Origin of the sequence: Pseudofrankia coriaricola, from assembly GCF_032027725.1 — a bacterium.
Taxonomy (GTDB): domain Bacteria; phylum Actinomycetota; class Actinomycetes; order Frankiales; family Frankiaceae; genus Pseudofrankia.
In genome coordinates this window covers 296,207-322,604 of sequence record NZ_JASNFO010000001.1, presented here as the reverse complement: position 1 = coordinate 322,604, position 26,398 = coordinate 296,207, and the positions used below count along the sequence as shown (strand labels likewise).

The 26,398-nt window shown below is 74.8% G+C and carries 18 protein-coding genes; 6 read left to right on the top strand and 12 right to left on the bottom strand.

Annotated elements, in window-relative coordinates:
• Window positions 1-64: 64 nt before the first annotated feature.
• Both QOZ89_RS01315 and QOZ89_RS01310 read left to right on the top strand, forming a co-directional pair.
• Window positions 65-2,662 carry an Hsp70 family protein gene (locus tag QOZ89_RS01315; RefSeq protein WP_312622733.1) on the top strand — a complete coding sequence of 866 codons (2,598 nt, stop codon included), beginning with the start codon at window positions 65-67 and terminating at the stop codon, window positions 2,660-2,662.
• A gap of 20 nt (window positions 2,663-2,682) precedes the next feature.
• Window positions 2,683-3,162 carry a DUF5990 family protein gene (locus tag QOZ89_RS01310; protein WP_312622731.1) on the top strand — a complete coding sequence of 160 codons (480 nt, stop codon included), beginning with the start codon at window positions 2,683-2,685 and terminating at the stop codon, window positions 3,160-3,162.
• Window positions 3,163-3,288: 126 nt separating this feature from the next.
• Here the strand turns inward: QOZ89_RS01310 and QOZ89_RS01305 are convergent, their stop codons facing one another.
• From QOZ89_RS01305 to QOZ89_RS01280, 6 genes are all read right to left on the bottom strand, one after another.
• Window positions 3,289-4,149, bottom strand: a complete 861-nt coding sequence (locus QOZ89_RS01305) for a class I SAM-dependent methyltransferase (RefSeq protein WP_312622729.1) — start codon at window positions 4,147-4,149, stop codon at window positions 3,289-3,291.
• A 239-nt stretch (window positions 4,150-4,388) separates the two neighbouring features.
• Window positions 4,389-5,429, bottom strand: coding sequence for a methylmalonyl Co-A mutase-associated GTPase MeaB (gene meaB / locus QOZ89_RS01300; protein WP_071052309.1), 1,041 nt, complete (start codon window positions 5,427-5,429; stop codon window positions 4,389-4,391).
• A 25-nt stretch (window positions 5,430-5,454) separates the two neighbouring features.
• Window positions 5,455-7,767 (bottom strand): methylmalonyl-CoA mutase, encoded by a 2,313-nt coding sequence (gene scpA, locus QOZ89_RS01295; protein WP_071052299.1) that lies wholly within the window; start codon window positions 7,765-7,767, stop codon window positions 5,455-5,457.
• On the bottom strand, window positions 7,767-9,701 hold the full coding sequence (locus QOZ89_RS01290) for a methylmalonyl-CoA mutase subunit beta (RefSeq protein WP_071052298.1): 1,935 nt from the start codon (window positions 9,699-9,701) through the stop codon (window positions 7,767-7,769). The genes scpA and QOZ89_RS01290 overlap by 1 nt, the downstream gene beginning before the upstream one ends.
• 97 nt (window positions 9,702-9,798) lie before the next feature.
• Entirely contained in the window at window positions 9,799-10,572 is a 774-nt protein-coding gene (locus QOZ89_RS01285; RefSeq protein ID WP_071052308.1) for a class I SAM-dependent DNA methyltransferase, read from the bottom strand.
• Between the two features lie 92 nt (window positions 10,573-10,664).
• The gene (locus QOZ89_RS01280) at window positions 10,665-12,188 is read right to left on the bottom strand and encodes a phytoene desaturase family protein (protein WP_312622726.1); all 1,524 of its coding nucleotides are present in this window, start codon (window positions 12,186-12,188) and stop codon (window positions 10,665-10,667) included.
• Between the two features lie 189 nt (window positions 12,189-12,377).
• Between QOZ89_RS01280 and QOZ89_RS01275 the strand changes: the two genes are divergently transcribed.
• A complete protein-coding gene (locus QOZ89_RS01275; protein WP_071052297.1) occupies window positions 12,378-13,067 on the top strand; it encodes a response regulator transcription factor in 690 nt (229 codons plus the stop codon).
• A 111-nt stretch (window positions 13,068-13,178) separates the two neighbouring features.
• On the top strand, window positions 13,179-13,601 hold the full coding sequence (locus QOZ89_RS01270) for a response regulator (protein WP_071052296.1): 423 nt from the start codon (window positions 13,179-13,181) through the stop codon (window positions 13,599-13,601).
• Window positions 13,602-13,612: 11 nt separating this feature from the next.
• Here QOZ89_RS01270 and QOZ89_RS01265 read toward each other — a convergent pair whose 3' ends face one another.
• From QOZ89_RS01265 to QOZ89_RS01245, 5 genes are all read right to left on the bottom strand, one after another.
• Entirely contained in the window at window positions 13,613-15,883 is a 2,271-nt protein-coding gene (locus QOZ89_RS01265) for a sensor histidine kinase (protein WP_071052295.1), read from the bottom strand.
• Window positions 15,884-15,890: 7 nt separating this feature from the next.
• Window positions 15,891-18,365 (bottom strand): ABC transporter permease, encoded by a 2,475-nt coding sequence (locus tag QOZ89_RS01260; protein ID WP_312622724.1) that lies wholly within the window; start codon window positions 18,363-18,365, stop codon window positions 15,891-15,893.
• Between the two features lie 6 nt (window positions 18,366-18,371).
• Window positions 18,372-20,876 carry an ABC transporter permease gene (locus tag QOZ89_RS01255; protein WP_312622723.1) on the bottom strand — a complete coding sequence of 835 codons (2,505 nt, stop codon included), beginning with the start codon at window positions 20,874-20,876 and terminating at the stop codon, window positions 18,372-18,374.
• 7 nt (window positions 20,877-20,883) lie between these two features.
• A complete protein-coding gene (locus QOZ89_RS01250; protein ID WP_083419565.1) occupies window positions 20,884-21,648 on the bottom strand; it encodes an ABC transporter ATP-binding protein in 765 nt (254 codons plus the stop codon).
• A 144-nt stretch (window positions 21,649-21,792) separates the two neighbouring features.
• Window positions 21,793-23,334 carry an adenylate/guanylate cyclase domain-containing protein gene (locus QOZ89_RS01245; protein WP_241842179.1) on the bottom strand — a complete coding sequence of 514 codons (1,542 nt, stop codon included), beginning with the start codon at window positions 23,332-23,334 and terminating at the stop codon, window positions 21,793-21,795.
• Between the two features lie 337 nt (window positions 23,335-23,671).
• Between QOZ89_RS01245 and QOZ89_RS01240 the strand changes: the two genes are divergently transcribed.
• Both QOZ89_RS01240 and QOZ89_RS01235 read left to right on the top strand, forming a co-directional pair.
• Window positions 23,672-24,760: a cyclic nucleotide-binding domain-containing protein gene (locus QOZ89_RS01240; RefSeq protein WP_071052291.1), complete on the top strand. Its 1,089-nt coding sequence runs from the start codon at window positions 23,672-23,674 to the stop codon at window positions 24,758-24,760.
• Entirely contained in the window at window positions 24,757-25,623 is an 867-nt protein-coding gene (locus tag QOZ89_RS01235) for an MBL fold metallo-hydrolase (RefSeq protein WP_312622722.1), read from the top strand. The genes QOZ89_RS01240 and QOZ89_RS01235 overlap by 4 nt, the downstream gene beginning before the upstream one ends.
• Before the next feature lie 45 nt (window positions 25,624-25,668).
• On the opposite strand, the gene QOZ89_RS01230 is transcribed toward QOZ89_RS01235, so the two are convergent.
• Window positions 25,669-26,340 carry an O-methyltransferase gene (locus QOZ89_RS01230; RefSeq protein WP_312622721.1) on the bottom strand — a complete coding sequence of 224 codons (672 nt, stop codon included), beginning with the start codon at window positions 26,338-26,340 and terminating at the stop codon, window positions 25,669-25,671.
• Between the last annotated feature and the right edge of the window lie 58 nt (window positions 26,341-26,398).

Sequence of the window (26,398 nt, the reverse complement as noted above, 5' to 3'; positions counted from 1 at the left end):
ACACTGCCGGGGCCGCCATGACCGCGGCCTCGGCGTGAGGCGGCAGGAAGCACAGGGGATAGCCATGGGCTACCAGCTCGGCATCGACATCGGCACAGCCAACACCGTCGTCGCCATTTCGGACGGAGACTGGCCACAGGTCCTCACGGTCGCGGGCGGCCCGTCCATACCGACGGTGCTCTATTTCCCGCCGACCGGAACGCTCTCGTTCGGCCGCGCCGCCTCACGGCGCGCACTGACCGATCCGGCGCGCGCGACAGAAGGATTCGCGCGCCGCGTCGGCGACTCCTCCCCCATCATGATCGGTGGCGGCGCATATGCGCCGGAGGGGCTGGTCACCCGTTTCCTGGAACGGGTCATCACGGTGGCGGCGGAGACACGCGGGTCGGATCCCGACCAGGTTGTCGTCACGTTTCCGACGAGCTGGAACGCGCGGCGCCGGGAGTTGTTCAGCGAGGCGCTGGAACGGCTCAACGTGCGCGACATCCGGGTGTCCGCGGCGCCGGCGGCGGAGGCTCGCGGCGCCGTGCTGGCGCGACGCGCCGCGAGCAGGACGCCTGGCCGGTCCACCGACCTGGTCGCCGTCTACGACTTCGGCGCGGGCACGTGCGAGACGGCGGTGCTGTCCGTCACCGACTACGGCGCCGAGGTCGTCGGCTCGCCGACCGGGCTCGCCCACACCGGCGGCGTCGACCTGGACACGCTCCTGCTCGAGCACGTGCTGTCCGCCGCCGGCCCGGCCGCGGCGGGGCTGGACCGGTCCGACCCGGCGACGGTCACCGCTCTCGGCCGGCTGCGCCACGAGGTCGTCGCCGCCAAGGAGACGCTGGCCGCCGACGACGAGGCCTCCGTCCCGGTGACCCTGCCCGGCGTGTTCGCCTGGGTGACGCTGCGCCGCGAGGAGGTGGAGCGCCTCGTCACGCCCGCGGTCGAGGACAGCGTGCGGGCGCTGGTCCGCACGGTGCGCTCGGTGCCGGCGTCCGCCGAGTCGCTGTCGGCGGTGCTGCTCTACGGCGGCGTGGCGCGGATGCCGCTGGTCGACCGGCTGGTGCGGGCCGCGCTGCCCGGCGCGAGGCGCTTCGAGCACCGGCCGGCCGAGGACCTCGCGGTCGGGGCCGCGTTGCTGGCCGCCGGGCTCGCGGAGCAGGCGGAGCCGGTCGCCGGCGGCGCGACGGCGCTGATCGGCCCGTCGACGATGGAGCCGCCGGAGCTGTCGTCCTTCCCCGGGCTGTCGATGCCGCCGGCCGGCACGACCTACGTTGCGCCTGGGGCCGCCGCGGCGGCCGCCGGCGCCGGGTGGGACCCGGACTCGACGGCGCGCCTCACCGCCGCCTACGACGCCTACCCGGCGACCACCGCGAGCACCGCGAGCACCGCCACCGCCACCGCCACGGGTGCGGGCGCGGGTGCGGGCGCGGGCGCGGCCGGCGCGGCGGCCTCCGGCGCCAGCCAGCCGGACCAGCAGGGCCTCGTCTCCTGGGGCACCGGGCCGGGCTCGGGGGCGCGCACTGTCGTGCACGGTGGGGCCAGCGGCGTAGGCGGGGCCGGTCGGCCCCCAGGCGGGCACGCCTCGCAACGGCCGGGGGGCCGGTCGCCACGCCGCTCGGGCGTGCTGGCCTCGCTGCGCACCAAGGGCGGAATCGCGGCCATCATCGCGGCGGTGCTGTTCATCGCCGGTGGTACCGCGCTCGGGCTCACGCTGACCAGCTCGGACAGCTCCGGCCCGACCATCACCGCGCAGCCGTCCAGCCAGCCGTCGTCGCAGCCGGCCACGGCGGCCGCGTCGACACCGCCGGTCGTGACCCGCAACCTGGTCCGGGTGGCCGACTCGAACGAGGTCGCGCCGATCAGTGAGCGCGCGTTCCAGGAGTTCCGCCAGACCGAGTCCAAGGTGACGGTCGCCTTCGACCCGCAGGTCACCGACACGACCCAGGCGTTCACCAAGCTGTGCAACGGCCAGGTCGCCATCGCCGGCACGTCCTACGAGCTGGACCCGAAGTTCGCGCCGAATCCAAGCTGTAAGGACGAGGTGGTCGGGTTCGAGATCGCGCACCACACCCTGCCGATCGTGGTGAACCCGGCCAACACCTGGCTGGGCTGCATGAACCTCGACCAGCTCAAGCAGATCTGGGGAGCCGGCTCGACCGTCACCCGCTGGAACCAGATCGACAAGTCGTACCCGGACGAGCCGATCAACTTCGTCGGCCCGAAGCCCGACAGTGTGCAGGCCCAGGTGTTCAACGCCAGCATCAGCGGCGAGAGCTCCAAGTCCCGGCCCTACACGACGACCGACCTGGCCGGCGTCGCGCAGGCCGTGCAGAACGACCGGGACGCCATCGGCTACCTCGACTTCCCGACGTACAACCAGCTGGGCTCCAAGCTGCGCGGCGTGCTCGTCAACGGCGGGGAGGGCTGCCAGCCGCCGAACGCCATCACCGCGGGCAGCGGCGCCTACGTGCCGCTGTGCAAGCCGCTGTTCGTCTACGCCCGCGTCGACGCGCTGAAGGACCCGGCCACCGTCGCCTACCTGCGCTACTACCTGGAGCACGCGCAGACCATCACGACCGAGACCGGCTACGTCGGGCGCTCCAACGCCACCACCAAGTCCAACATCGAACGCCTGGGCCAGCTATCCCAGGGAGTAGGCCCGGTAACCGCCTGAGGCGGGGGAAGGACGCGCCGGTGCTGATCCGCGTCGAGGGGTCGGACCTGCCGGGCCGGGCGTGCGCGGGCGCGCCCGGCTTCCCGGGGTACGCGGACATCCACGTCGCCGTCCAGCGGCGGGGCCGGCCCGCCGAGCTGCTCGGCCTCGTCCCGGGCGACGCCGCGGCGGCGGTGTGGACGCTCGAGTGCACCGCCACCGCCACCGCCACCGCCACGCCCGGCGGGATCGATCTCCGGGGGCAGCACATCCAGGGCCGGCCCGGCGAGCGCTTCATCTACCTGAGCTGGGGTGTGGTCGACCCGGCCGAGGGTGGCTTCGCGATGTTCCGGCGGGCCAAGCTGTGGCTGAACGCGGTGCCCACCGAGATCCTCGCCGAGGCCGTCGCCTGGGGCCTGCTCGTCGGCCGCCTCGGCCTCACCGATCCGAAGGGGCACCCCCTCTGCGCCTCCGTGCGCCCACCGGTCATCACCTGGACGGCCGAGGCCCACGGAGGCTGACCGCGGCCGGTCAGCGGCGGTCATGCCGCCTCGGGGGCCGGGCGCGAACCTCGGCCGACCCCGCTGGACATCAACATCAACGTGCCCGGCCAGCCGCCCGTATGCGGAGCCCAGGCGCCCGGAGCGTCAGCGGCGGGGATCGGTGGCGACGATGACGGCCATGGACGGGGCCCACCAGTAGGTGCAGTCCGCGGGCGGGGTGAGGCCGTCGACGACGCGGACACCGAACGCGCCGAAGTGGCGCAGCAGCGCGCGCTGGTGGCGGCGGGACACCGAGTCGATCTCGTTCGAGTAGTAGGTGAACGCGCCGTCGTCGGCGAGGTGCTCGGCGGCGGCCGCGAAGAAGTGCTCGGCGAACGTCGCGCCGCGCAGGTAGTACTCGTCGACCTCGGCCTCGGTCAACGGGTACGTGTCGAACAGGATCCCGTCGTAGTGGCCGAGGCCGCCGATGACGTCCTGCCAGCGGCCCTCGACGATCTCCACACCGGGCCGCCCGGCGGCCCAGCTCCTGGCCGCGTCCGCGACCTGGGGGTTCGCCTCGATGATGGTGTGCCGCGCCGCGCCGGCGTCCCGCACATAGCCGGCGGAGATCGCCATGCCGAAGCCCACCTCCAGCACCGAGCCGCCCGGCCGGGCGACCGCGCGGGCGAGCGCTCGCATCAGCGGGCGCTCCCAGGCCTGCATCACCTCCTGGCCGGAGACGACCAGCTCGTCGTCGGTCAGCCGGGGCACGGCCACGTCGACGGCCGCGTCGATGAGTGGCCGGGCGCTGCCCGCGACCATGGCGCCCGACGTGGCGTCGAGCGCGGCGACGTCGGCGACGAACTCGTCGAGCGCGCGACGCAGCAACAGCTCCCGCGGCTCCGCCGACATCGACCCGAGTAGCCCGTCGGAGGCGGCGAAGGTGACGTCGAACTTGTCGGCATGCCGGCGGAGCAACAAGGACCTCCCGGGCAGTCGGAGCAAGGGCCGCGGGAACGCCCACATGGTCGCACGCTGTCAACCCCCGCGGGCGGATCGTAGGACCAGCCTAGGCCTCGGTCACCGATTTCAACCGAAAGGTCCGACCTGCCGGGCCGAAAGGCCCTTGGCTGGCAGTCAGTCGACATCGGCGACGGTCCGCACCGGGACCCAGCCCTCATGGCCGGACGCGTCACGGCACCACAGCCAGCCGCTTTCCAGGTCCTCGGCGAGGACGTCGGCGGCGCGGGCCTGTCCGCCGCGCCTCAGGCGACCGGGTCGGCGTCTGCCTCGGGACCAGCGGGACCGGCGGTGGGCTGGGCGTAGGCGGCGAGGATCGCGTCGGCGGCGAGGCTGGGCGTGAGCGTGCCGTCGCGGACGCGGCGTTCCAGGTCGGGCCCGAGCGCGCGGACGGCCGGGTGGGCGTGCAGGTCGGCGAGCAGCCGATCATGCACCATCGCCCACGTCCAGTCAACCTGCTGGCGGCGGCGTTTCGCCGCCAGCAGCCCGCCGGCGTCGAGCAGGTCCTGGTGGGCGACGACCTGGTCCCACACCTCGTCCAGGCCCTTGTTCTCGATCGCGGAACAGGTCAGGACCGGGGCGCGCCAGCCGTCGTCGGGGGCGCGCAGCATCCGCAGCGCGCCGGCGAGCTCGCGGGCCGCCCGCTGGGCGTCGATCTCGTGCGGCCCGTCGGCCTTGTTCACGGCGATGACGTCGGCGATCTCGAGGACGCCCTTCTTGATGCCCTGCAGCTGGTCGCCGGTGCGGGCGAGCGTCAGGAACAGGAAGGTGTCGACCATGTCGGCGACGGTCGTCTCCGACTGGCCGACGCCGACCGTCTCGACGAGCACGACGTCGTAGCCGGCGGCCTCCATGATGACGATCGCCTCGCGGGTGGCCTTCGCGACGCCGCCGAGCGTGCCCGCCGTCGGCGACGGCCGGATGAACGCGTTCGGGTCGGCGGACAGCGTCGCCATCCGCGTCTTGTCGCCGAGAATGCTGCCGCCGGTGCGGGTCGACGACGGGTCGACGGCGAGCACCGCGACCCGGTGGCCGGCGCCGGTCAGCGTCGTGCCGAGCGTGTCGATGAACGTCGACTTGCCCACGCCCGGCACGCCCGTGATCCCGACCCGGCGGGCCTTGCCCGTGTGCGGAAGCAGCTTCACCAGCAGCCGCTGCGCCGCCTCCCGGTGGTCGGCCCGGCTCGACTCGACCAGGGTGATCGCCCGCGCGACCATCGTCCGGTTGTTCGCGAGCACCCCGTCGGCGTAGGCGTCGACCTCGATGGGTGGGCGGGACGAGGGCACGCGGGCGAGGACCTCCGTCACCGCGTCAGGCCGCGCCGGCGGTGGGCTCGGCGCCGTCGGTGCCGTCGTTGGGGGCGCCGAGGTCGTGGCCGAGCTGGGCGGCGAGGATGCCGAGGACCTCGACGGCGGACTCGGCGACGCTCGTGCCCGGTGGGAAGATCGCCGCGGCGCCGGCGGCGCGCAGCGCGTCGTAGTCCTGCGGCGGGATGACGCCGCCGAAGGTCACCAGGATGTCGGCCCGGTCGAGCTTGGCCAGCTCCGCGCGCAGCTCCGGCGCCAGCGTCAGGTGGCCGGCGGCCAGCGACGACACGCCGACGATCTGCACGTCCGCCTCGACGGCCTGGCGGGCGACCTCGGCCGGCGTCTGGAACAGCGGGCCCACGTCCACGTCGAAGCCGAGGTCGGCGTAGCCGGAGGCGACGACCTTCTGGCCGCGGTCGTGGCCGTCCTGGCCCATCTTGGCGATCAGGATGCGGGGGCGGCGGCCCTCGGCCTGCTCGAACGCGGTGGCCAGCGCGCGCGCCCGGCTGATCTCGGGCGAAGGCCCGGCCTCGTCGCGGTACACGCCGGAAATCGTACGGATCTGCGCGGCGTGCCGCCCGTAGACCTTCTCCAACGCGTCGGAGATCTCCCCGACGGTCGCCTTCGCGCGGGCGGCGTCGACGCCGAGCTTGAGCAGGTTGCCGTCGAGGCCCACGGCCCGGGTGCCCGCCTGGGCCTCCTCGGCGGCGCGGGTGAGGGCGGCGAGGGCGGCCTCGACGGCGTGCGGGTCGCGGTCTGCCCGCAGCTGGCGCAGCTTGGCGAGCTGCTCGGTGCGCACCGCCGAGTTGTCGACCTTGAGGACCTCGATGTCCTCCCCGCCGGTGAGGCGGTACTTGTTGACGCCGACGAGCGGCTGGCGGCCGGAGTCGATGCGGGCCTGGGTGCGAGCCGCGACCTCCTCGATCCGCAGCTTCGGGATGCCGGCGTCGATCGCCGCCGCCATGCCGCCGCGCTCCTCGACCTCGGTGATGTGGCCCCAGGCCTTGCGGGCGAGGTCGTAGGTGAGCCGCTCGACGTAGTAGCTCCCGCCCCAGGGGTCGATGACCTGGGTGGTGCCGGACTCCTGCTGCAGGAACAGCTGGGTGTTGCGGGCGATCCGGGCGGAGAAGTCGGTCGGCAGCGCCAGCGCCTCGTCGAGGGCGTTGGTGTGCAGCGACTGGGTGTGGCCCTGGGTGGCGGCCATCGCCTCGATGCAGGTGCGGGCGACGTTGTTGAAGACGTCCTGGGCGGTCAGCGACCAGCCGGAGGTCTGCGAGTGCGTCCGCAGCGACAGCGACTTGGTGCTCTTCGGGCCGAACTCCTTCACCAGCCGCGCCCAGATCAGCCGCGCGGCCCGCATCTTGGCGACCTCCATGAAGAAGTTCATGCCGATCGCCCAGAAGAATGACAGCCGCGGCGCGAACGCGTCGATGTCGAGGCCCGCGGCAAGGCCCGCGCGGATGTACTCGACGCCGTCGGCGAGCGTGTAGGCGAGCTCCAGGTCCGCGCTAGCGCCCGCCTCCTGCATGTGGTAACCCGAGATGGAGATCGAGTTGAACTTCGGCATCTTCTGCGAGGAGTACGCAAAGATGTCCGAGATGATCTGCATCGACGGCTTCGGCGGGTAGATGTAGGTGTTGCGGACCATGAACTCCTTGAGGATGTCGTTCTGGATGGTCCCGGCCAGCTGCTCCGGGGCGACACCCTGCTCCTCGGCCGCGACGATGTAGAGCGACAGGATCGGCAGCACGGCGCCGTTCATCGTCATCGACACGCTCATCTTGTCCAGCGGGATGCCGTCGAACAGCTGGCGCATGTCGTAGATCGAGTCGATCGCCACGCCCGCCATGCCGACGTCGCCGGTCACCCGCGGGTGGTCGGAGTCGTAGCCCCGGTGGGTCGGCAGGTCGAAGGCGACCGAGAGGCCCTTCTGGCCCGCGGCCAGGTTGCGGCGGTAGAAGGCGTTCGAATCGGCGGCCGTCGAGAAGCCGGCGTACTGGCGGATCGTCCACGGCTGGGTGACGTACATCGGCGCGTACGGCCCGCGCAGGAACGGCGCGATCCCCGGGTAGGTGTCGAGGAAGTCGAGACCCGCCGTGTCAGCGGCGGTGTAGAGCGGCTTGACCTCGATGCCCTCCGGGGTGTCCCAGGCCAGCGCGTCGATGTTCTTGCCGGTCGCCGCCTCGACGGCGGCGCGCCACTGGCCTTCCTGATGCGCGAGAGCGGCGCTGTCCGGACCAGCCGCCGACGCCGCCGACGCGGCGGCGAGGCCGAGCTCGACGCCGGCGAAGTCGGGAATCAGGTCCTTGCTGTTCATCAGGCGACCTCGGCCTTCGCTAGAGCGGAGCGCAGGACGTCGACCGCGTCGCAGCCGGTGAAGACGTAGCCGCCGATCCCGGCCGCCTCATCCGACGCTGCCCGCTCCCCCGCCTTGCCTGCGAGCCAGATGTGGGTGGCGCCCGCGGCCTTGAGCGCGGCGGCGACGGGCGCGGCGCTGGCCGCGTACACCTTGTCCGACGCGCACAGGCAGGCGATCTTCGCGCCGGACGCGGTGAACGCCGCGGCGATCGCCACCGGGTCGTCGCCGGGGCCCGCGTTCGGGGTGTCGAACCCGCCGGCCTGGAACAGGTTCGCGGCGAACGTCGCGCGCGGGGTGAAGGCCGCGAGCGACCCGATCGTGGCGAGGAACGCCACCGGCCGGGCACCGCTCGCCGCCAGCTCGGCGTCCGCGCGGGCGCGCAGGTCCTCGTAGTCCTCATCGTAGTGCCGGACCGGCAGCCCGCCGGTCAGCGTCCGCACCGGTGCCGGGGCGCGCGCCGGCAACGTCTCGGCGACGTTCGGGAACTCGCTGACGCCCGTCAGCGGCGCGCGGCGCAGCGCGAGGTCCTCCCGGCGGCGCGCCCAGGTGGCGTCGATCCGCTCGCCGACGAGGCCGACGGCGAGCGCCGCCGCCATCCCGCCGGCCCGCTCGATCTCGGTGAAGAACGCCCAGGCCGCCTCGGCGAGCTCGGCCGTCAGCGTCTCGACGTACCAGGAACCGCCCGCCGGGTCGATCACCCGGGTCAGGCTCGACTCCTCCTGCAGCAGCACCTGGATGTTGCGGGCCAGCCGGCGGGACATGTCGTCCGGGAGGCCCAGGCGCCCGTCGAACGGCAGCACGGTGATCGCGTCGGCGCCGCCGACGCCGGCGGCGAACGCGGCGATCGTCGTGCGCAGCAGGTTCACGTACGGGTCGCGCCGGCTCATCATCGCCGACGACGTGACGGCGTGCTGGCGCTGCCCCCGGTCGGCCTCGGCGGCGCCGCAGACCTCGGCGACGCGGGCCCACAGCAGCCGGGCCGCGCGCAGCTTCGCGATCGTCGAGAACTGGCCCGCGGTCGCGGCATAGCGGAACTCCAGCTGGCCGAGCGCGCCGGCGACGTCGAAGCCGGCCGCTGCGCCGCTAGTGGCCAAGTGCGGGCCAGTGAGAGCCCGCAGGTAGGCAACCCCGGTGGCCAGCGACGCGCCGAGCTCCTGCGCGTCACTGCCGCCCGCGTCGTGGTACGGCGTCGCGTCGACGACGAACGTCCGGATCCCCGGATAGCTCGCGGCGACCCGCTCGGCGAGCCGCGACGCCTCGTCCAGGTGGGCTGTCACCGCCTCGCCGGCGAGGCCGGTGCGGGCCGCGTAGCCGAGCGGGTCGGCGCCGAGAGTCCCCGCCAGCACCGACGGCGCGACCCCACGGGCAGCCGCGAGCGCGAGCAGCACGTCGGCCGCGGCGGTCGTCGTCACTGCGTCGCCGCCGGTGTCGAGCACGACCGGCGCGAGGTCGAGGTAGACGTCGCGCAGCACGTCCGGCAGGGCCTCGACGGCGATGCCACCGGCCGGTGCGAGCCGCAGCCACAGCGACGTGACACCGCCCTCCAGGTCGGCGAGCACGGCCTCCGCGGTCGTCTTCGCGTCCGGGTGGGTGTGCGCGGCACGCACGTCCCAGCCCTCGACCGCGCCCTCGGCGCGTCGCCCGCGGACGAACGGAGCGAGGCCGGGCACGCCGACATCGACGGGCGCGCCGTCACCCGCTGTATAAAGCGGCTTGATCGCGAAACCGTCGTAGGTGGCGGTCGCGAGCAGCGACTCCGCGTCGGCCGGGACGGCCTGCTCACCGGCTATTCCCGACTTGCGCAGAACCGCGAGCACCAGCTTCTGCCAGGCTTCTCGCGACGCTTCCGGGAACAGCGCGGCGAGCTCCAACTCGGCCGTGGGAACGCTCATGACCGGATCGTAGAGTCCCTCGCCCCAGGGAGCCTGGAATGTACTCTCAGTCACACCCGCTTGCGAGAAACGACCTTCCCCGATCAGCGCCGCGGCGTCAGGCCGGCTTGTGCCAGACCGAGACGTGGGCGGTGCTGGCGTTGGTGAAGGGGGCCGCGGACCAGTCGGCGTGGCGGGACGTGAGGGTCAGTCCCGCCAGGGCGGCCATCAGGTCGAGCTCGGCGGGCCACGCATAGCGGAGGTTGACCGGGTACGTCTCGACACCCCGCCGGCTGATGACGATGTGGTTGCCACGGACCGTCTGGGAGTTGCGGTCGTGCACGGCGGCGACCAGTTTGGACTCGTCACCAACGATCGCCTCGACGTTGAACCGCGAGCCGTTCGTGTAGAGACCCTGGTCGGGGACGAAGGCGCGGATGACGAAGGCGCCGCCGGGCGCGAGGGCGCCGGCGACCGCGGCGAAGCACCTGACCTGCTCCGCCTGCGAGGGCAGCGCGAAGAACGTGTTGAAGACGACGTAAATGACCCGGAAACCGCCGAAGGGAACGGCGGCCTCCGCCAGGACCGCGGCGTCGCCGAAGTCGCCGATCGTGACCGGGATGTCCGCGCCGCCCGGTTTCGACCACAGGCGGGCCACCATCCGCTCGGACGCGTCGATGCCGGCCACCTTCACTCCGGCGGCGGCCAGCGGAAGGGCCGCACGTCCTGTGCCGATGCCCAGCTCCAGCGCCGGGCCGTCCCCGGCCAGCTCGGCGAGCATCCCGACAGCCGCGGGCATCGCCGGCTCCATGCTGTCGTACCAGTCGTCGTAGACGTCCGCGACCCGGTCCCCGTACTCGGCGGGATCCCATCCATCGGGCGATTCGACCATGCCGGGAAGCCTGCCAGCGGCCCCGGCCGCCCGCACCCCATTTTCTCCGGGGCCAGGGCCGCTTCTCCCGGATCAGGACCGCTTCTCCCGAGTCAGGACCGGGCCGCGGCGCGGCGCAGGGCGAGGCGGGCGGCGTGGTAGCCGGACATGCCGTGGGTGCCGGCGCCGGGCGGGGTGGACGCGGAACAGAGGTAGACGCCCGGCAGCGGGGTGGCCCAGGGGTGGCGGGACAGGACGGGGCGAGCGAACAGCTGGCGCAGGTCGGCGGTGCCGCCGCCGATGTCGCCGCCGATCTCGTTGGCGTTGTGCGCCTCCAGCGCCGCGGGGCCCATGACGTGCCGGGCAAGAATCCGATCGCGGAAGCCCGGGGCGAAGCGCTCGACCTGGGCCTCGATCGCGGCGGTCATGTCGACGGTCGAGCCGAGCGGGACGTGGCAGTACGCCCAGCCGGTGTGCCTGCCTGCCGGCGCCCGGGTCGGGTCGGCGACCGTGGCCTGGACGAACAGGACGAACGGGCGCTCCGGGTGCCGGCCGCGGGCGACGGCGCGCTCGGCGGCGGCGACCTCGGCGAGCGTGCCGCCCAGGTGCACCGTCCCGGCGCCTGCAAGGTCCCTGTCCCGCCACGGCACCGGCCCGTCGAGCGCCCAGTCGACCTTGAAGACGCCGGGGCCGTACCGGTACCGCGCCAGCGCGGCCCGGTAGCGCGCGGGCAGCTCGTCGCCCGCGATCCGCAGCACCTGCCGGGGGGTCAGGTCGAGCAGGACCGCCCGCGCCGGCGGCAGCGCGCGCAGGCTCGTCACCGGCTGTCCCGTGACGAGCTCGCCACCCAGCGCCCGCAGCCGGGCGACGAGCGCGTCGGCGAGCGACTGGGAGCCGCCGACGGCGACCGGCCAGCCGACCTGGTGGGCGCTCACCGCCAGCAGCAGGCCGTAGGCGGCGGTCATCGGCTGGCCCAGGTCGAGCATCGAGTGCGCCGCCAGCCCGCCGAGCAGCGCGCGCGCCGCGTCGCCGCGCAGCGCGGCCCGGGCGAGCGCGGTCGCCGGCCACACTCCGACCGCCCCGAACCGGGCCAGCGCGACCGGCGCCGCCGGTGGCAGGTCCAGCAGTGACAGCACCCCGTCGGTCAGCCGCGGCCCGGCCGCGACCAGCGGCCCGACGAGCCTGCGCCACCCGGCCGGGTCGGTGGCCTTTCCCCCGCCGGTCCCCCCCAGCGCGGCGGCCAGCGTGGTGGCCGTCGCGGCGACGTCGCGCCGCAGCAGCGCGGCCGCCCCGCCGTCGAGCGGGTGAGCGAGCGGCACCGGCGGGTGCGCCCACCGAACCGGCGGCGCGTCCGCCCCCGGGCCCGGCGCGTCCGCGCCGTAAGCACGCAGCGCCGGGGACACCGCCGCCAGCGCCAGGACCGTGGCGCAGACGTCGTGGCGGAAGCCGGGAAGGGTGAGCTCCTCGGTGCGCAGCCCACCACCCGGCTGCCCGGCGGCCTCCAGGACGAGCACCCGCCATCCGGCCTCGGCGAGGGTGACCGCGCCCGCCAGTCCGTTGGGCCCGGAACCGACCACGACGGCGTCGAAGCCGTCCGGCCGGGCCTGCGCCCGTGTTCCGCCACTCTGGGCCACCACACCCGTCACCTCCCCCGCTCCCGCGGCACACTCTCCCACGCTTCGGCCCGCTTCCCTCCCGATGCCCGGTGAGGACGGCCCGCGGGAAACCCGACCAGGTCGCCCCCGCCCCGCCCCGCCCCGAGGCCGGCCGCGTCACCGAGCGGACAGCGCGGCCGGAGCGTGATCGTCTTTCGGTAGTCTGCTGGTGTGTCCCTGCGCATCGTGCTGGCCGACGACTCCCTGATCGTGCGCGAGGGTGTGCGCGGCATGCTGGACAGCCAGCCCGGTCTCGAGGTCGTCGGAACCTGCGCGGACCTGGACTCCCTGCTGACCGCGGTGGCGGAGCTGGAGCCGGACGTGGTGGTGACCGACGTGCGGATGCCGCCGACGAGCACCGACGAGGGGATCCGCGCCGCCGCGCAGCTGCGGGCCAGCAATCCAGGGGTCGGCGTCGTCGTGCTGTCCCAGTACGCCGACCCCGAGTACGCCCTGAAACTCCTCGAGCACGGCAGCGGCGGACGGGCGTACCTGGTGAAGGACGCGGTCGGGGATCCGAAGCAGCTGGCCGGCGCGGTGCACGCCGTCGCGATCGGGAGCTCGGTGGTGGACCCCGTGGTCGTGGAGGCGCTGGTGGCCGCCAGGACCGCGCCCAGGGCCTCGCCGCTGGCGATGCTCACCGACCGGGAGCGCACCGTGCTCGCGCAGATCGCGCAGGGCAAGAGCAACGCCGCCGCCGGGGCGGCGCTGTACCTCAGCGAGCGCGCGGTCGAGAAGCACATCAACACCCTGTTCGCCAAGCTGGGCCTCGCCGCGGAACCGGACACGAACCGCCGGGTCAAGGCGGTACTGATCTATCTGGCCGAGCAGCGCGGCCCGAACGGGCAGGCCGCGCACTAGAAATCCCGCGCCGGATCCCGCACCGGATCCCGCACCAGGGGGTGCTGGCACCCGCCCTGGCCAGCGGCTGGCTTCCTTGTCCCTGGTCAGAGCGGCGCGGACGATGGTCGTATGTGGACATCCGACGCCGACCTCGCCCCGGCGGCCAGCGCCGGCGCCAGCGCCGCCAACCCCCTCTTCGGGGTGCTCGTCGTCGACGATCAGGCGCTGTTCCGCGATGTGGCTCGCTTCCTGGTCGAGGCCCTGCCCGGCTGGTCCGTGGTCGCTGAGGCGGCCTCCGGCGAGGAGGGCGTCGAGCTCGCCGGGCGACTCCGCCCGGCCCTCGTGCTGATGGATGTGCACCTCCCCGGCATCGACGGGGTCGAGGCGACCCGCAGGATCGTCGCCGGCGACCCGTCGGCCGTCGTGCTGCTGATGTCGTCCTACGGTGCCGAGGACCTCCCGCCCGGTGCCGCCACGTGCGGCGCTGTCGGCTACGTGCGCAAGGACGACCTGACCCCGGCCGCGCTGAGCGGCGCCGTCGCGGGCCGCTGATGCGCGGGCCGCTAGCGGCCACCGGCCGGCAGCGGCAGGCTGCCGCGCACGCGGGTGCCCCCGCCGGGCGAAGACTCGACCTCGACGGTCCCGCCGAAGGCGCCCACCCGGTCGCGCATGTTCTCGAACCCGTGGCCGGCGGTCGCGGCCGGGTCGAAGCCGGCGCCGTCGTCGGCGACCTCGAACCGGAGCGCGCCGTCCCCGGCGGTCACCGTGATCGTCACCTCCGCGTCGGCGCCGGCGTACTTGCCCGCGTTCTGCAGCGCCTCGAGGCAGCAGAAGTAGACCGCGGCCTCCAGGTCGGGCGGGTAACGGCCGGCGTCCGCCTCGACGAAGCAGTCCACCGCGCCCCGGCCCGCCGCCGCGCGCAGCGCCGGGGCGAGGCCGTGGTCGCGCAGCAGCGGCGGGTAGATCCCGTGCGCCAGCTCCCGCAGCGCCGCCGCCGCGGACCGGACGTCGGCGTGCAGGCCGGTCAGCAGCTGGCCGAGGGCCGCCGGGTTGGATTCGACGAGCTGCGCCGCGAGGCCGACCTTGACCGACAGCCCGACGAGGTGCTGCTGCGCGCCGTCGTGTAGGTCACGCTCCAGGCGGCGGCGGGCGGCGTCGGCGGCCGCCACGATGCGCGCCCGGGAGGCGACCAGCTCGGCGTTGCGCTCCCGCAGCTGCTCCAGCGACGCCTGCAGGGCGCTGTCCAGCGACAGGTTGTGCAGCGCGAGGCCCACCTGCCGGGCGAGCTCCACGAGCACCCGGTCCTCGGCTGGGGTGAACGGCGCCGCCCTGGCCGGCCGGCGCACCACCAGCAGCCCGAGCAGCTCGCCCAGGTGGGTGACCGGCGCCACCCGGACCTGGCCGCCGTCGAGCAGCCCGGGCAGCCACATCCCGATCCAGGCGTTCCCGCCGGTCCTGGCCCGGCTGACCACGGTCCGCTCGCGCGCGCCGAGCGTCAGCCGGGCCGCCGGCCGCTCGGGCAGGCTGACCATCCGGGCGAGCGTCCCCTCGCCGCCCGTCCAGATCTCGGCGCCCGCCGGCCCGAGCGTCGCGCGCAGCAGCTCGGTGAGCTGGAGGAACAGCTCGTCCATCGGCACGGCTCTGGTCATCCGGGTGCCGAAGGTGGCGAGCAGCCTGTCTGGCGGCACCTCGGCGCCGCGCACCGCCCGGTCCGCGAGGCCGGCGAGCCAGTACCGGACCGGCAGCGCCGAGGCCGCGCACACGACCGCCGCCAGCACCGAGAGGGTGAGGACCTCCCGCTCACCCTCGCCGGGCCGCCTGCCCAGGCCAAGCACGGCGCCCAGGTAGACCGTCGCCACGAAGACGGCGAGCCCGGCGACGGTGACGCCCTCGACGAAGGCGCGCGGGCCGAACCGCGCCAGCCGGGGATGGGTGCCGGCGGCCATGGCGAGCGGCACCGGCACCCAGGCGGCGAGCGCCCACGGCGCGGGGTCGTCCGGAATGTGGAGCAACAGACTGCCCGCGCCGACGACCACCGAGCCCGCGACGGCGAGGACGGCGCCCGCACCCGTCCACAGCAGCGCCCACCTGGTCCGGTCACCCGCCCCCCCGCCGGGCACGCCGCCTGGAGCGCCCGCAACGCTGATCAGCACCAGGTGGCAGGCCGCCACATACAGGGCGCAAAGTGCGGCCAGGCCCGCCAGCGCCGGGCCGTACGCCCCCGAGCCGGGCGCGGCGGCGACGGCGGTCGCCGCGGCCCCGGCGCACAGCAGTCCGGCGAACGCCAGCCGGCCGACGCCCCAGGGCGGGCCGACGGGCGGGACCACCAGGGCGAGCGCCCAGGCGACGACGGCGGCGGCCGCGAGCCGCGGCTCCAGCAGCGCCCCCGCCTCGACGACCGCCACGGCGGCGGCGACCCAGACGAGCCGGGGCGACCAGCCGGGCGGGACGGACCGCGCGGCGACGGCGGGCACTGCCCAGCTGGCGATGGAGACAAGGCCGACCACCCACACTGCCCCGTCGAGCGGCTGGCCACCGGCGCTGGGCGTGGCTCCCGCGCCGCGGACCAGGCCAGGGCCGACCGCCGCGACCGCAAACGCTCCCAGGACTACGACGAGGGGCAGCCAGGCGGGCGCCCGCCTGGGCAACCGCGCGACCACCGCCGTGGTGTCGGCGCCCTCGCCGCCCGCGGCCCGCGGTGCCGCTGGGCGGCCGGCGCCCGACGCCTCGCCGTGGCCGTAGCCGTGGCCGGGCGCCAGGTCGCGCCGGGTGGCACCGTCGGGCCCGGCGGCGCCGCCGTGGTCCGCGGAGTCGTCGAGGGCGGGCCTCATCATGGGTAGCTCACTCCGCTCGGAGGACGTCCGGTACGCGCAGACGGGCCGCGCGCCGGGCCGGGACGGTAGACAGCAGGCCCGCCGCCACGGCCACGGCCGGCCCGACGAGCGCCAGCGCTAGCGCCGCGACCGGCGGGGCGTAGATCAGCGGGGTACTCATCGCGACCGCCCGCCACAGGGCACGACCGAGCACGACGCCGACCGGCACGCCGGCCGCCAGGCCGACGCCCGCGATGACCGCGGCCTGGGTGAGCACGATCGCCCGCGCCTGCCAGCGGGTGGTCCCCAGCGCACGCAGTACCGCGACCTCGTGCCGGCGGCGGCGCACCCCGACGAACAGGGCATGACCGACCGCACCGACCGCGAGCACCCCCAGGAAGGCCCCCAGGAGCCGGGGCAGGACCGCGATGCCGCGGAATCGCTGCTGCTCGTCGACCGGGATGTCGTCGAGCAGGAGGATGAAGGCGTCATCGGCGCCGACGGCCGCGTTGAGCCGGTCGCGCACGGCGGAGGCGCTGGCGCCCGCCCGCACTTCGACCCGGATCTCGTGGAACTTGAAAAGACGGTCCGTGAACAGCGCACGGTAGCCGCCCGCGCTCACCCAGCCGCCCTCGTCGTAGGTGGTGTGCGGGTCCTGGGGAGCGAAGGCCAGCCCGGTCAGCCGCATCGGCGTGCCCGCTGCCGGGTCACGCCCGGCGACGGTGAGGACGTCGCCCACCGAGACGCCGGTACGGCTGGCGACGCCGGGCGCCAGGACGATCTCGCCCGGCGTGGCCGGCAGTCGGCCCGACAGCACCTGAATCGACGGCGGGTGCCCGGCCACGGGGTCGAGGCTGAACAACGTCACCGGCCGGCGCTCGACGGTCGCGACGTCGACCCGGGTGTCGTTGACCGCGAGCACGTCGGGGTCGGCGGCCGCGGCGCGCAGGAGGTCGTCGGCCGGCGCGACGTCGTGACCGCCGAAGCCCACGTAGCTCCCGACCGCGAAGACCTGCCCGAACCGGGCGGGGTTGGCCACCGCGTCGGCGACGCCGGCCTGGAAGGTCAGCGAGCCCAGCACGCCGAGGACGCCGACGACCGCGCCGACCAGCGCCGGCCGCACGGCGGCGCCGGCTCTTCCCGTTTCGAGCGCGAAACGCACGCCCGTCTGCACCGGGACCGGGAGGCCGAGTCGGTAGGCCAGGCGCGCGACCGCGGACCCGCGCGGCCGGGCCGGCCGGACGCCGCGCACGGACGCGGCGAACGCCGTCGTGGTTGCCGCCACCGCCACCAGCAGCAGCGTCACCCCAGCGACGGCGACGATCACCAGGAGATCGGTGTGGACGCCCGGATCGGGCTCGACCAGCGCCGCGGACCCGATTGGGAACAGCGGCGAGGCGGCGACCGCCGCGCCGGCCCCGGCGAGGACCCCGGCGGCCGAGGCCAGGACCGGCCCCGCGGCGGCCGCGACGGTGGCCTGCCGAGTGCTCAGGCCGAGCGTGCGCAGCACGTCGAGGTCGGCGGTCGCGCCTATCACGAACCGGATCACGGCCTGCCCGACCAGGACCAATGCGGCGAGGTAGGCCGCCAGCGCGAAGGCGGCCAGACCGACGGCTTCGAACGTCGTGGTCTCGCGGTAGCTGCGCTCGTCCGCGACGACGTTGAGGGTTTCGACGGGGTGGCGCGCCACCCGGTCGAGCGCCTGCTGGAACGCCGGTATCCCGGCGGCGCCGTCGCGCAGCCGGACCATGGCGTTCACGATGGCCGCGTCGCCGGTGGCGCCGACCAGGTTCTCCCGGTACGCCTCGGTGAACGCGAAGGTGGCCGCGATGCCGCCAGGACTGTCCTGGGGTTCCCGGAGCCACCAGCCGGACCGGACGACACCGACGATCGTGAGCCGCTGGCGCGGGCCCGAGTAGGAGATCGGCTCCTCGTTCAGCGCCGCTGCGTCGGTCTCTGCTGGCGTCGGCAGGAGCGCCGTCACCGTGTCCCCGACCGACAGCCCTGTCGTCTCGACGAAGTGTGGGCTGACGACCGCCTCATCCACCCGAGCCGGGTCGGGAAGCCGGCCGGCCAGCACCGCGGGGCGCTCGACCGTACGCATGCCCTCGTCGTCCATGGCGGGGGACGAGACCTCCACCTCCGGGTGGCCCTCGATGGCGAAGTTGCCGGTGAGCAGGAACGTGCCCAGCGCCTCCACGCCGGGCAGGCGCCGCACCGCGTCCCAGTTGAAGCGGGGCTCGTTCGGCGCCGCGGCCACCGTGGCCGGCGATGTGACGGCGAGGATCCGGTCGAGGGCCGAGGCGCCGCGGCGGGCACCCGCCGTGGCGGTCATCACGACGCCGGTGGCCAGCGTGACCAGCAGTGCGAGCGTGAGCAGCGACAGCCAGCGGCGCCGCAGGTCGAGCCGCAGCCACGCCCAGACCGGCCGCCAGACGCGCGCCGTGCCACCGCCAGCCCGGATAGGTCGGTCCAGGGCCGTCTGCGAGGTTGTACTTGTCACGGTCGCTCACTCGGCTCGCAGGACGTCCGGCACGCGCAGGCGGGCCGCGCGCCGGGCAGGGACAGAGGCCAGGGCGCCCGCGGTGACGATCACGGCCGGGACGACGAGTGCGAGCGGCAACACCGCGACCGGCGGCGCGTAGATCAGCGGCGTGCTCGTCGCGACCGCCCGCCACAGCGCGCGGCCGAGCAGCACGCCGACCGGCAGGCCGACGACCAGGCCGACGACCACGATGACGGCGGCCTGGGTCAGCACGATCGCCCGCGCCTGCCACCGGGTCGTGCCCAGGGCCCGTAGTACCGCGACCTCATGCCGGCGCCGCCGTACCCCGACGAACAGCGCGTGGCCGACCGCGCCCACGGCGAGCAGGCCCAGGAAGACCCCCAGGAAACGCGGCAGGTCGGCGATGCCCCGGAACCGGGCCTGCGCCTTGATCGGCGCCGCGTCGGACATCAGCTGGACGGCGTCGGAAGCGCCGATCGCCGCGTTGAGCCGGTCACGCACGGCGGCCGCGCGGCCTGGCCGCGTCTCGAGGTGCAGCTCGTGGTACTTGAAGTCCTTCTCGAACAGCGTGTGGTAACCGGCCGCGGTCACCCAGCCGCCCTGGTCGTAGTCGGTGTGCGAGTCCTGGGGGACGAACGCCAGACCGGTCACCCGCATCGGCGTGCCGGCCGCAGGGTCACGCCCGGCGACGGTGACGACGTCACCCACCGAGACGCCGGCCCGCTGGGCCGCTCCCGGCGCCAGCACGATCTCGCCCGCCGTGGTCGGCAGGTGGCCGGACAGCGGCGGGATCGACAGCGGGCGGTCGCCGAGGGGGTCGAGGCTGTACAGCGTCACCGACCGCCCCGCCGCCTGCGCCACGCCGACCAGGCTGTTGTTGACCGCCACCACGTCGGGATCGCTGGTCATGGTGCGCACGAACTCGGCGTAGTCGGCGCCCTGCACGTAATCCACGCTCTGGTCCCCTGTCCACGCGACGAGTTCGAAGGTCTGGCCGAACCGCGCGGGGTTGGCCGCCGCGTCGGCGACCCCGGCCTGGAAGGTCAGCGAGCCCAGCACCCCGAGCACACCGGCGACCGCGCCGACCAGCGCCGGGCGCACCGCCGCGCCCGCCCGTCCCGGCTCGAGCGCGAACCGCGTGCCCACCACCGCCGGGACCGGAAGGCCGAGACGGTAGGCCAGTCGCGCGGCGGCGGACCGGCGCGGCCGCGCCGCGCGGGTGCCGCTCACCAGCGCGGTGAACGCCGTCGTCGTCGCCACCACCGTGGCCAGCAGTACCGTCACCCCGGCCACCGCGCCGATCACGACGAGGTCAAGGTGGAAGCCCGGCGCTGGCTCGACCCAGGCCGCGGCGCCGATCGGGAACAGCGGCGAGACCGCCGCCGCCCCGCCAGCCCCGGCCAGCACGCCCGCGACGGTGGCCAGCACCGGCCCGGCGGCCGCGGCCATGGTCGCCTGCCGCGTCGTCAGGCCGAGCACGCGCATCACATCAAGATCCGCCGCCGCGCCGATCACGAACCGCACCACCGCCTGCCCGACCAGCACCGCGGCCGCCAGGAACGCCGCCAGGGCGAACGCCGCCAGCGCGAGCGCCTCGAACGAGGTGGTGGCGCGGTAGTCCGCGGTGAGCTTGCCGGCGTCGAAGGCGTCGACCGGTTGGCCCGCCAACTTGTTGATCTCGGTCTGGAAGGCCGGCACCCCGGCGGCGCCGTCGCGCAGCCGGACCATGGCGGCCACCATGGGCTCGGGGCTCGGGTCGGGGACGTCGTCCCAGTGAGCCCGCGTGAACGCGTAGGTCGACACGATGCCGCCCGGGTCATCCGGCGTGCCGTAGCAGAAGCACTTCCCGACGCCGACGATCGTGAGCTTCGGGCGCAGGTCTGAGTACGACAGCGCGGCCGGGTCCCGGGAGCCGGCATAGACCTCGAACGAGGCGCGGGTCGCGAACCGCACGGTCACCGAGTCCCCCACCGTCAGCCCGGTCGCCGCGACGAAACGTTCGTCGACGACGGCCTCGTCCACCCGGTCCGGGTTCGCGAGCCGGCCGTGCAGGGCCACCGGGCGTTCGACCGTCTGGAAGTACTCACGGTCCGCGGGCAGGGTGAGATCGACCTCAGGGTGACCTTCAATAATGACAGCAGGGCCGTCATACAGCCGGAACGCGCCCATCGCCGCCACGTCGGGCAGGCGCCGCGCCGCCTCCCAAGGGAAGCCCGGGAAGTTGGTCGTCGGCAGCAGGTCGCTGGGCAGGGTGACGGCCAGCAGCCGGTCGAGGGCCGAGCCGCCGCGGCGGGCGCCCGCCGCCGCGGCCATGACCGTGCCCGCGGCGAGCGCGACCAGCAGCGCCAGGATGACCAGCGACAGCCAGCGGCGCCGCAGGTCCAGCCGCAGCCACGCTCCAACCGGCTGCCACGCGCCGGCCGCCGGGCCGGAGCCCCCCTGTGGCCCCGGCCTCGGCGGCCGGCGCGTGGTAGCGGCCGCGATACCGGGCCGCGGTGTCGTGGTCATGGCGGCCCTACCCCGCGATCCGGCCGTCGCGCATCGGCACAACCCGCCGCGCGCCGGCCGCGACGTCGGCGGAGTGGGTGATCACGATGATCGTCTGGCCGTCGGCGTGCAGCCGGCGGAACAGTTCGAGGATCTCCAGCCCGCCCTCGCTGTCGAGCGCGCCGGTCGGCTCGTCCGCCAGCAGCAGCGTCGGGGAGTTGACGAGCGCCCGCGCGATCGCGAGCCGCTGGCGCTGGCCACCGGACAGCGTGGACGGCAGTTGGTCGGCCCGGTCGGCGAGGCCGAGCAGGTCAAGCAGGTCCCGGGCCCTGGACTCGGCGGCGCGCCGGCGCATCCCGCCGATCGACGCCGGCAGGACGATGTTCTGCAGCGCGGACACGCCGTCGATGAGGTTGAAGAACTGGAAGACGATGCCGACGTGGTGGCGCCGGAACCGGGCGAGCCAGTCGGCGTCGCGTTCGCTGATCCGGTCGCCGGCGACGTCGACCGTGCCGTCGTCGACGGTCTCCAGGCCCGCGATCACGTTCAGCAGGGTCGACTTGCCGCATCCGGACGGGCCGGTGACGGCGACGAAGTCGCCGGCCGCGACGTCCAGGTCGACGCCGCGCAGCGCCCGCACCGGCGCGAGATCCGCGTCGAAGGTGCGCCGGACGCCTCGCAGCCGCACGACCGGCGCCGCGTCCGTGCCGCCGGCCGTAACCGCCGCGGGATCCGTGGCGGTGCCCGCGGCGGGCTCCGGCCCGCCGCCGCCGAGCAGGTCTGTGGTCGTCACGTCAGTTCCTTCCCCCCAGCCGGCACGCGCCGGCGTTTCTCTCCCTGGCCGGCATGCGCGGCCGTTTCTCTGCCCGCCGACGACGCGCCGGCGGTTTCCGACGAGCCCGGCCCGCCCCCGCGGTACGGGAAACGGCCGCGCCGGTTACGCGTCGCGCACCGGGAAATCACCCCGGCCACGGCCGGGCCACCACCGGCGGCCGCGGCCGGAAACGCTCGCTCTCCCCCCGGCGGCCGGCCTGGCGGCGAGCCCGCCCGGTGCACTGGCTGCCCCCACTGGCAGGGAATCTGCCATGGGAGCGCCAACCGGCGTGGTGCATTCCACCAAGCGCGGGAAATCGGCCACGTCGGGGCCTGGAGAACTCGTTCTAGGGCGAGGCGGGTGCAGCTGGAATGGGCGTACCGGGGTGGTGCGGCCTTTGACCGTGCGCGCCGGCATCTCCCAGACGTCGAACTCCGCGTGGCCCCGCAGCGCGGCGGCGGTCGCGTCGCTGATCACCGTCGTCCCGGCGGGCCGGGCGAGGTCTTCCAACCGCTGGGCGAGGTTCACGGTGTCGCCGACCAGGGTGTACTCCAGCCGTTCCTCGCTGCCGAGCAGCGCCGCGGCCACCGGGCCGCTGCACACGCCGATGCCGAGCCCGAACGGTTCGAGGCCGTCCCCGGCCCAGGCCTGGTCGAGGCCGGCCTGCCGGGTGTGCATCGCGCCTGCCGCGCGGCAGGCCGCCAGTGCGTGGTCGGGACGGGCGAACGGGGCGCCGAACACGGCCATCACCGCGTCGCCGACGTACTGCATCACCGTCCCGCCGTGGCCGAGGATCGCCGCGTTCATCTCGCGGCGGTGGGCGTTGAGCTGGCCGGCCAGCACCGCCGGGTCGGTGTACTCCGCGATGGTCGAATAGCCGCGGACGTCCGACATGAGCACCGTGACCTCGAGCCGCTCGGTGCGCCCGGTGGCGGCGCCCGCGTCGGTGCGCAGCTTCTCGGCGAGCCCCGACGGGAGCAGCCGCGACAGCGTCTCCCCCTGCTCCTCGCGGCGCAGCAGCGCGGTGTGCAGCAGCCGCAGCCGGCGCAGCGCGCCGCGCCGCCCGGCGCTCGCGCCCTCGGCCAGCCGCAGGAAGATCTCCTCGATCTCGCCGTTCACCGCCTCCGGGGTGCGCCGGCGCGCCGCCGCGATCGCCTTCACCGGCCGGCCGGCGGCCATGTCGGCGAGCAGGTTCTCCTGCTCGGCCGTCAGCTCCCCGCGCCGGGCCACCGGCGAGAGCATCGCGGCGACGATCTGCGGGTCGAGCATCGAGCCCCCGGTCGCGACCTCCCGGATGGCCCTCGACAGCCGGTCCGAGTCGCCCACCTGGTCCTTGAGCAGGTACGCGAACCCGGCGGCACCGTCGGCCAGCAGGGCGATCGCGTACTCGGGGTCGTCGAACTGCGACAGCACCACCACCCCGGTGCCCGGGTGCCGGCGGCGGACCTCCTTGGCGCCGGCGATCCCCTCGTCCTGGAAGGTGGGCGGCATCCGGATGTCGGTCACGACGACCTGCGGGCGCAGTTCGAACGCCGCCCGGACCAGCTCGTCGCCATCGGCCGCGACCGCCACGACGCGCACGGCCGGGTCGGTGCCGAGCAGCGCACGAATACCTTCCCGCGCGATGAGGTTGTCATCGGCGAGCAGTACCGTGATCGGTTCCATGGCGACCATTCAGCCTTATCCGGCCCGGCACGCCAAGGAGATCAGCACGGCATTTCTGGCGTGCTAGCACCCGGCGGCCCGGGTGCCGGCCACACAGAAAGCCGGCGGCCGGCCGCCAGCCGCCGCGAATCCGCCCACGTCCCGCCCAGTTCGCCCTGGTCAGAGCGTCGCGCGTGGTCGGCCCGCGCCGGCAGCACCCGGCCCGCGGGGTGCTGCCACGCGCGGAACAAGCGGCTGACGCCCTCGGCGACGCATGGACCCGTCCGTAACGTCTGACCGCATCAACGGGACGGCGGGATTTCAGAAAAGGCCTGCCACACATTTTCATTCGGAGGGCATGATGGGAACACGGGTGGTCGAGTCGAGCGTGATGTCGTTGTCCTGGATTCCGTCGGAGGCTATCCGGGGATTCGGGAAGGTCCCCTTCTCGCTGGGGGTCAGCCACTATGACGAGCCGCTGCCGGCCCAGATCGACGACTTCGAGGCGCTGCGCGGCGCGGACCGGTTCCGGTTCGCCAACCGCCTCTCGGCGGCCGCGACGTTCGGGGACGACGGCGAGTTGCTGGCATTCCGTTACACGGGCGGCGCGGTGACCGGATCGACGACGGTCCGCCTCGGCGGGCTCGGCGCGACGTTCGCCGGTGTGGCCATGCCGGACATCCAGGCCGAGCCCGTCGTGGGCGACGGCTGGGTGCGGTTCACCCAGACGGGCGGCGGCCGCACGGCGCTCCCGCTGCCGCGCCAGACCGCGCGGCCGCCCTACTTCCGGCTGCAGAGCCCGGTCACCTGGTCGACGTTGTCGCTGACGCTGTTCGCCGACGGGCGGGCCGAGTACGACCTGGTCGGCGCGAGCACCTTCCCCCGGCACTGGGTCTACGACGCCGCCGGCCACCTGGTGCTCAAGTCGGGGATCACCGACTGGTCGAGCTGGACCTCGCAGCCCTCGTGGCGGCACACGCCGTGGGGCGACGAGGACTCGCCGGCGCTGGTGGTCGCCGCCGAGACGGCCCTCGAACGGGAGCTGTCCCACCACATCATGCGGGCCGGCAGGCGGCCCCAGGTCGACAACCTGGCGGCCGGCACCGAGCTGGTCCGGCAGGGCACGCCGGGCGACGCGCTGTTCCTGCTCCTCGACGGGGTGCTCGGTGTCGACGTCGACGGCACGCGGATCGCCGAGGTCGGCCCCGGCGCGATCGTCGGCGAGCGCTCGCTGCTGGAGGGCGGCCTGCGGACCGCCACGCTGACCGCGCTGACCGCGGTGCGCGTCGCCAGGGCCGGCAGGGACGCCGTCGACCTCGCGGCCCTCGCGCAGCTGGCCCGCGGGCACCGCCGCGAGGAGGGGGACGGCGCGCCGGGCGAGACCGGTCCACGGGGGGCGGTCTCGGCGGCGACCCCGGCGGCGCGCCGCGAATCGGTGACCGCGTGAACGTGCACCTGCTCGGGGTCCGCGGGTCGACGCCGGCACCCGGCGAGTCCTTCGCCCGCTACGGCGGCCACACCTCCTGCGTGGCGGTCACCGCGGCGGGCGAACCGGGGCCGACGCTGCTACTCGACGCGGGCACAGGGGCCCGCAACCTCGACGCGCTGCTCGGGCCGGCGCCGTTCCGGGGCACGGTCCTGCTGACCCACCTGCACTGGGACCACACGCAGGGACTGCCGTTCACCCGGTGCCTCGACCGGCCGGACGCGCGGGTCGACCTGCGGGTGCCGGCCCAGCGGGGCCGCGGCGCGGCCAGCCTGCTCGCCCGGTCGATGTCGCCGCCGAGCTTCCCGATCGGGATCTCCGGCCTGCGCGGGCAGTGGCACGCCCGGCTCGTGCGCCCGGGCCGGCTCACCGTGCCGCCGCGGTTCGCGGTCACGGCGGCCGAGGTCCCGCACAAGGGCGGCCGCACTTTCGGGTACCGGGTCAGCGCGGACGGGGCAAGCCTTGCCTACCTGCCCGACCACGCGCTGGCGGGCCGGCCCACGGCGGCGGCGCTGGCGCTGGCGGCGGGCGTGGACCTGCTGCTGCACGACGCCTCGAACGGCTTCGGGGACCGGGCCGCGGCAGACGCCTACGGCCACTCGACGATCGATGACGCGATCCGCTTCGCGCGGGACTGCCGGGTACGGTCGCTGGTCCTGATCCACCACTCCCCCGGCCGGACCGACGCCGACCTCGACGCGCTCGCGGCCAGGCTCGCCGCCGACGGCTCCAACTGCGGCGACGGCCCGGCGGTGAGCCTCGGCAGGGAGGGCGAGGTGATCTGGTGCGGCCAGCCGGCCGCGGCGCCCGTCCACGCCGGCTGACCGTGCGGGGATGGGGACGCCGCGGCCGCCGGCCCGACGGGCGGGCTACTCGCCCGTGACGAAGGCCAGGGTGAAGCCGTCGTAGCCCTTGGTGCCCACGGTCTGGACGGCGGTAGCGCTGACGCGCGGCTCGGCGGCGATCAGGTCGTGGACGCGGCGCGTCCCCACGACCGAGGCCGAGGTGTTGTCGGGATCCGCGACGGCGCCGCCGCGGACGACGTTGTCGATGATGATCAGGCTTCCGGGCCTGGCGAGCTTCAGCGCCCACTCGAAATAGCCAGGATTGTTCGGCTTGTCCGCGTCGATGAAGACCAGGTCGAACGGGTCACCACCCTCGGCGGCGAGCTTCGGCAGGGTCTCCAGCGCCGCCCCGACCCGCACGTCGACCACGTCCGAGAGGCCCGCGCGCTCGGCGTTGGCGCGGGCGACGGCCGCGTGTGCCGGGTCCACCTCGAGCGTGACGAGCCGGCCGCCGGCCAGCAGCGCCCGCGCCAGCCAGATCGTGCTGTAGCCGCCCAGCGTGCCGACCTCGAGGATCGAGCGTGCCCCGACGGTCCGCGCCAGCAGCTGCAGCAGCTTGCCCTGGCTCGCCGACACCTGGATCGCCGGGAGCCCGGCGGCGTCGCTCGCCCGCAGCGCCTCCGCCAGCACCGGGTCCGCCGGCACCAACAGCCCCTCGAAGTAGTCGTCGACGGCGTTCCACAGCTCCTGCGTCATCCGGCCCTGCCTTCCCGAGTCGCCTCGCCGGTCCCCGTCACGGCCCTCGCGTCCCACT

What these genes read in the sequence shown, in the direction of transcription:
- QOZ89_RS01315 (WP_312622733.1), top strand. Translation starts at nt 65, where the DNA reads ATGGGCTACCAGCTCGGCATCGACATCGGCACAGCCAACACCGTCGTC.
- QOZ89_RS01305 (WP_312622729.1), bottom strand. Translation starts at nt 4,149, where the DNA reads ATGTGGGCGTTCCCGCGGCCCTTGCTCCGACTGCCCGGGAGGTCCTTG.
- scpA (WP_071052299.1), bottom strand. Translation starts at nt 7,767, where the DNA reads ATGAACAGCAAGGACCTGATTCCCGACTTCGCCGGCGTCGAGCTCGGC.
- QOZ89_RS01290 (WP_071052298.1), bottom strand. Translation starts at nt 9,701, where the DNA reads ATGAGCGTTCCCACGGCCGAGTTGGAGCTCGCCGCGCTGTTCCCGGAA.
- QOZ89_RS01285 (WP_071052308.1), bottom strand. Translation starts at nt 10,572, where the DNA reads ATGGTCGAATCGCCCGATGGATGGGATCCCGCCGAGTACGGGGACCGG.
- QOZ89_RS01270 (WP_071052296.1), top strand. Translation starts at nt 13,179, where the DNA reads ATGTGGACATCCGACGCCGACCTCGCCCCGGCGGCCAGCGCCGGCGCC.
- QOZ89_RS01265 (WP_071052295.1), bottom strand. Translation starts at nt 15,883, where the DNA reads ATGATGAGGCCCGCCCTCGACGACTCCGCGGACCACGGCGGCGCCGCC.
- QOZ89_RS01255 (WP_312622723.1), bottom strand. Translation starts at nt 20,876, where the DNA reads ATGACCACGACACCGCGGCCCGGTATCGCGGCCGCTACCACGCGCCGG.
- QOZ89_RS01245 (WP_241842179.1), bottom strand. Translation starts at nt 23,334, where the DNA reads ATGGAACCGATCACGGTACTGCTCGCCGATGACAACCTCATCGCGCGG.
- QOZ89_RS01240 (WP_071052291.1), top strand. Translation starts at nt 23,672, where the DNA reads ATGATGGGAACACGGGTGGTCGAGTCGAGCGTGATGTCGTTGTCCTGG.
- QOZ89_RS01230 (WP_312622721.1), bottom strand. Translation starts at nt 26,340, where the DNA reads ATGACGCAGGAGCTGTGGAACGCCGTCGACGACTACTTCGAGGGGCTG.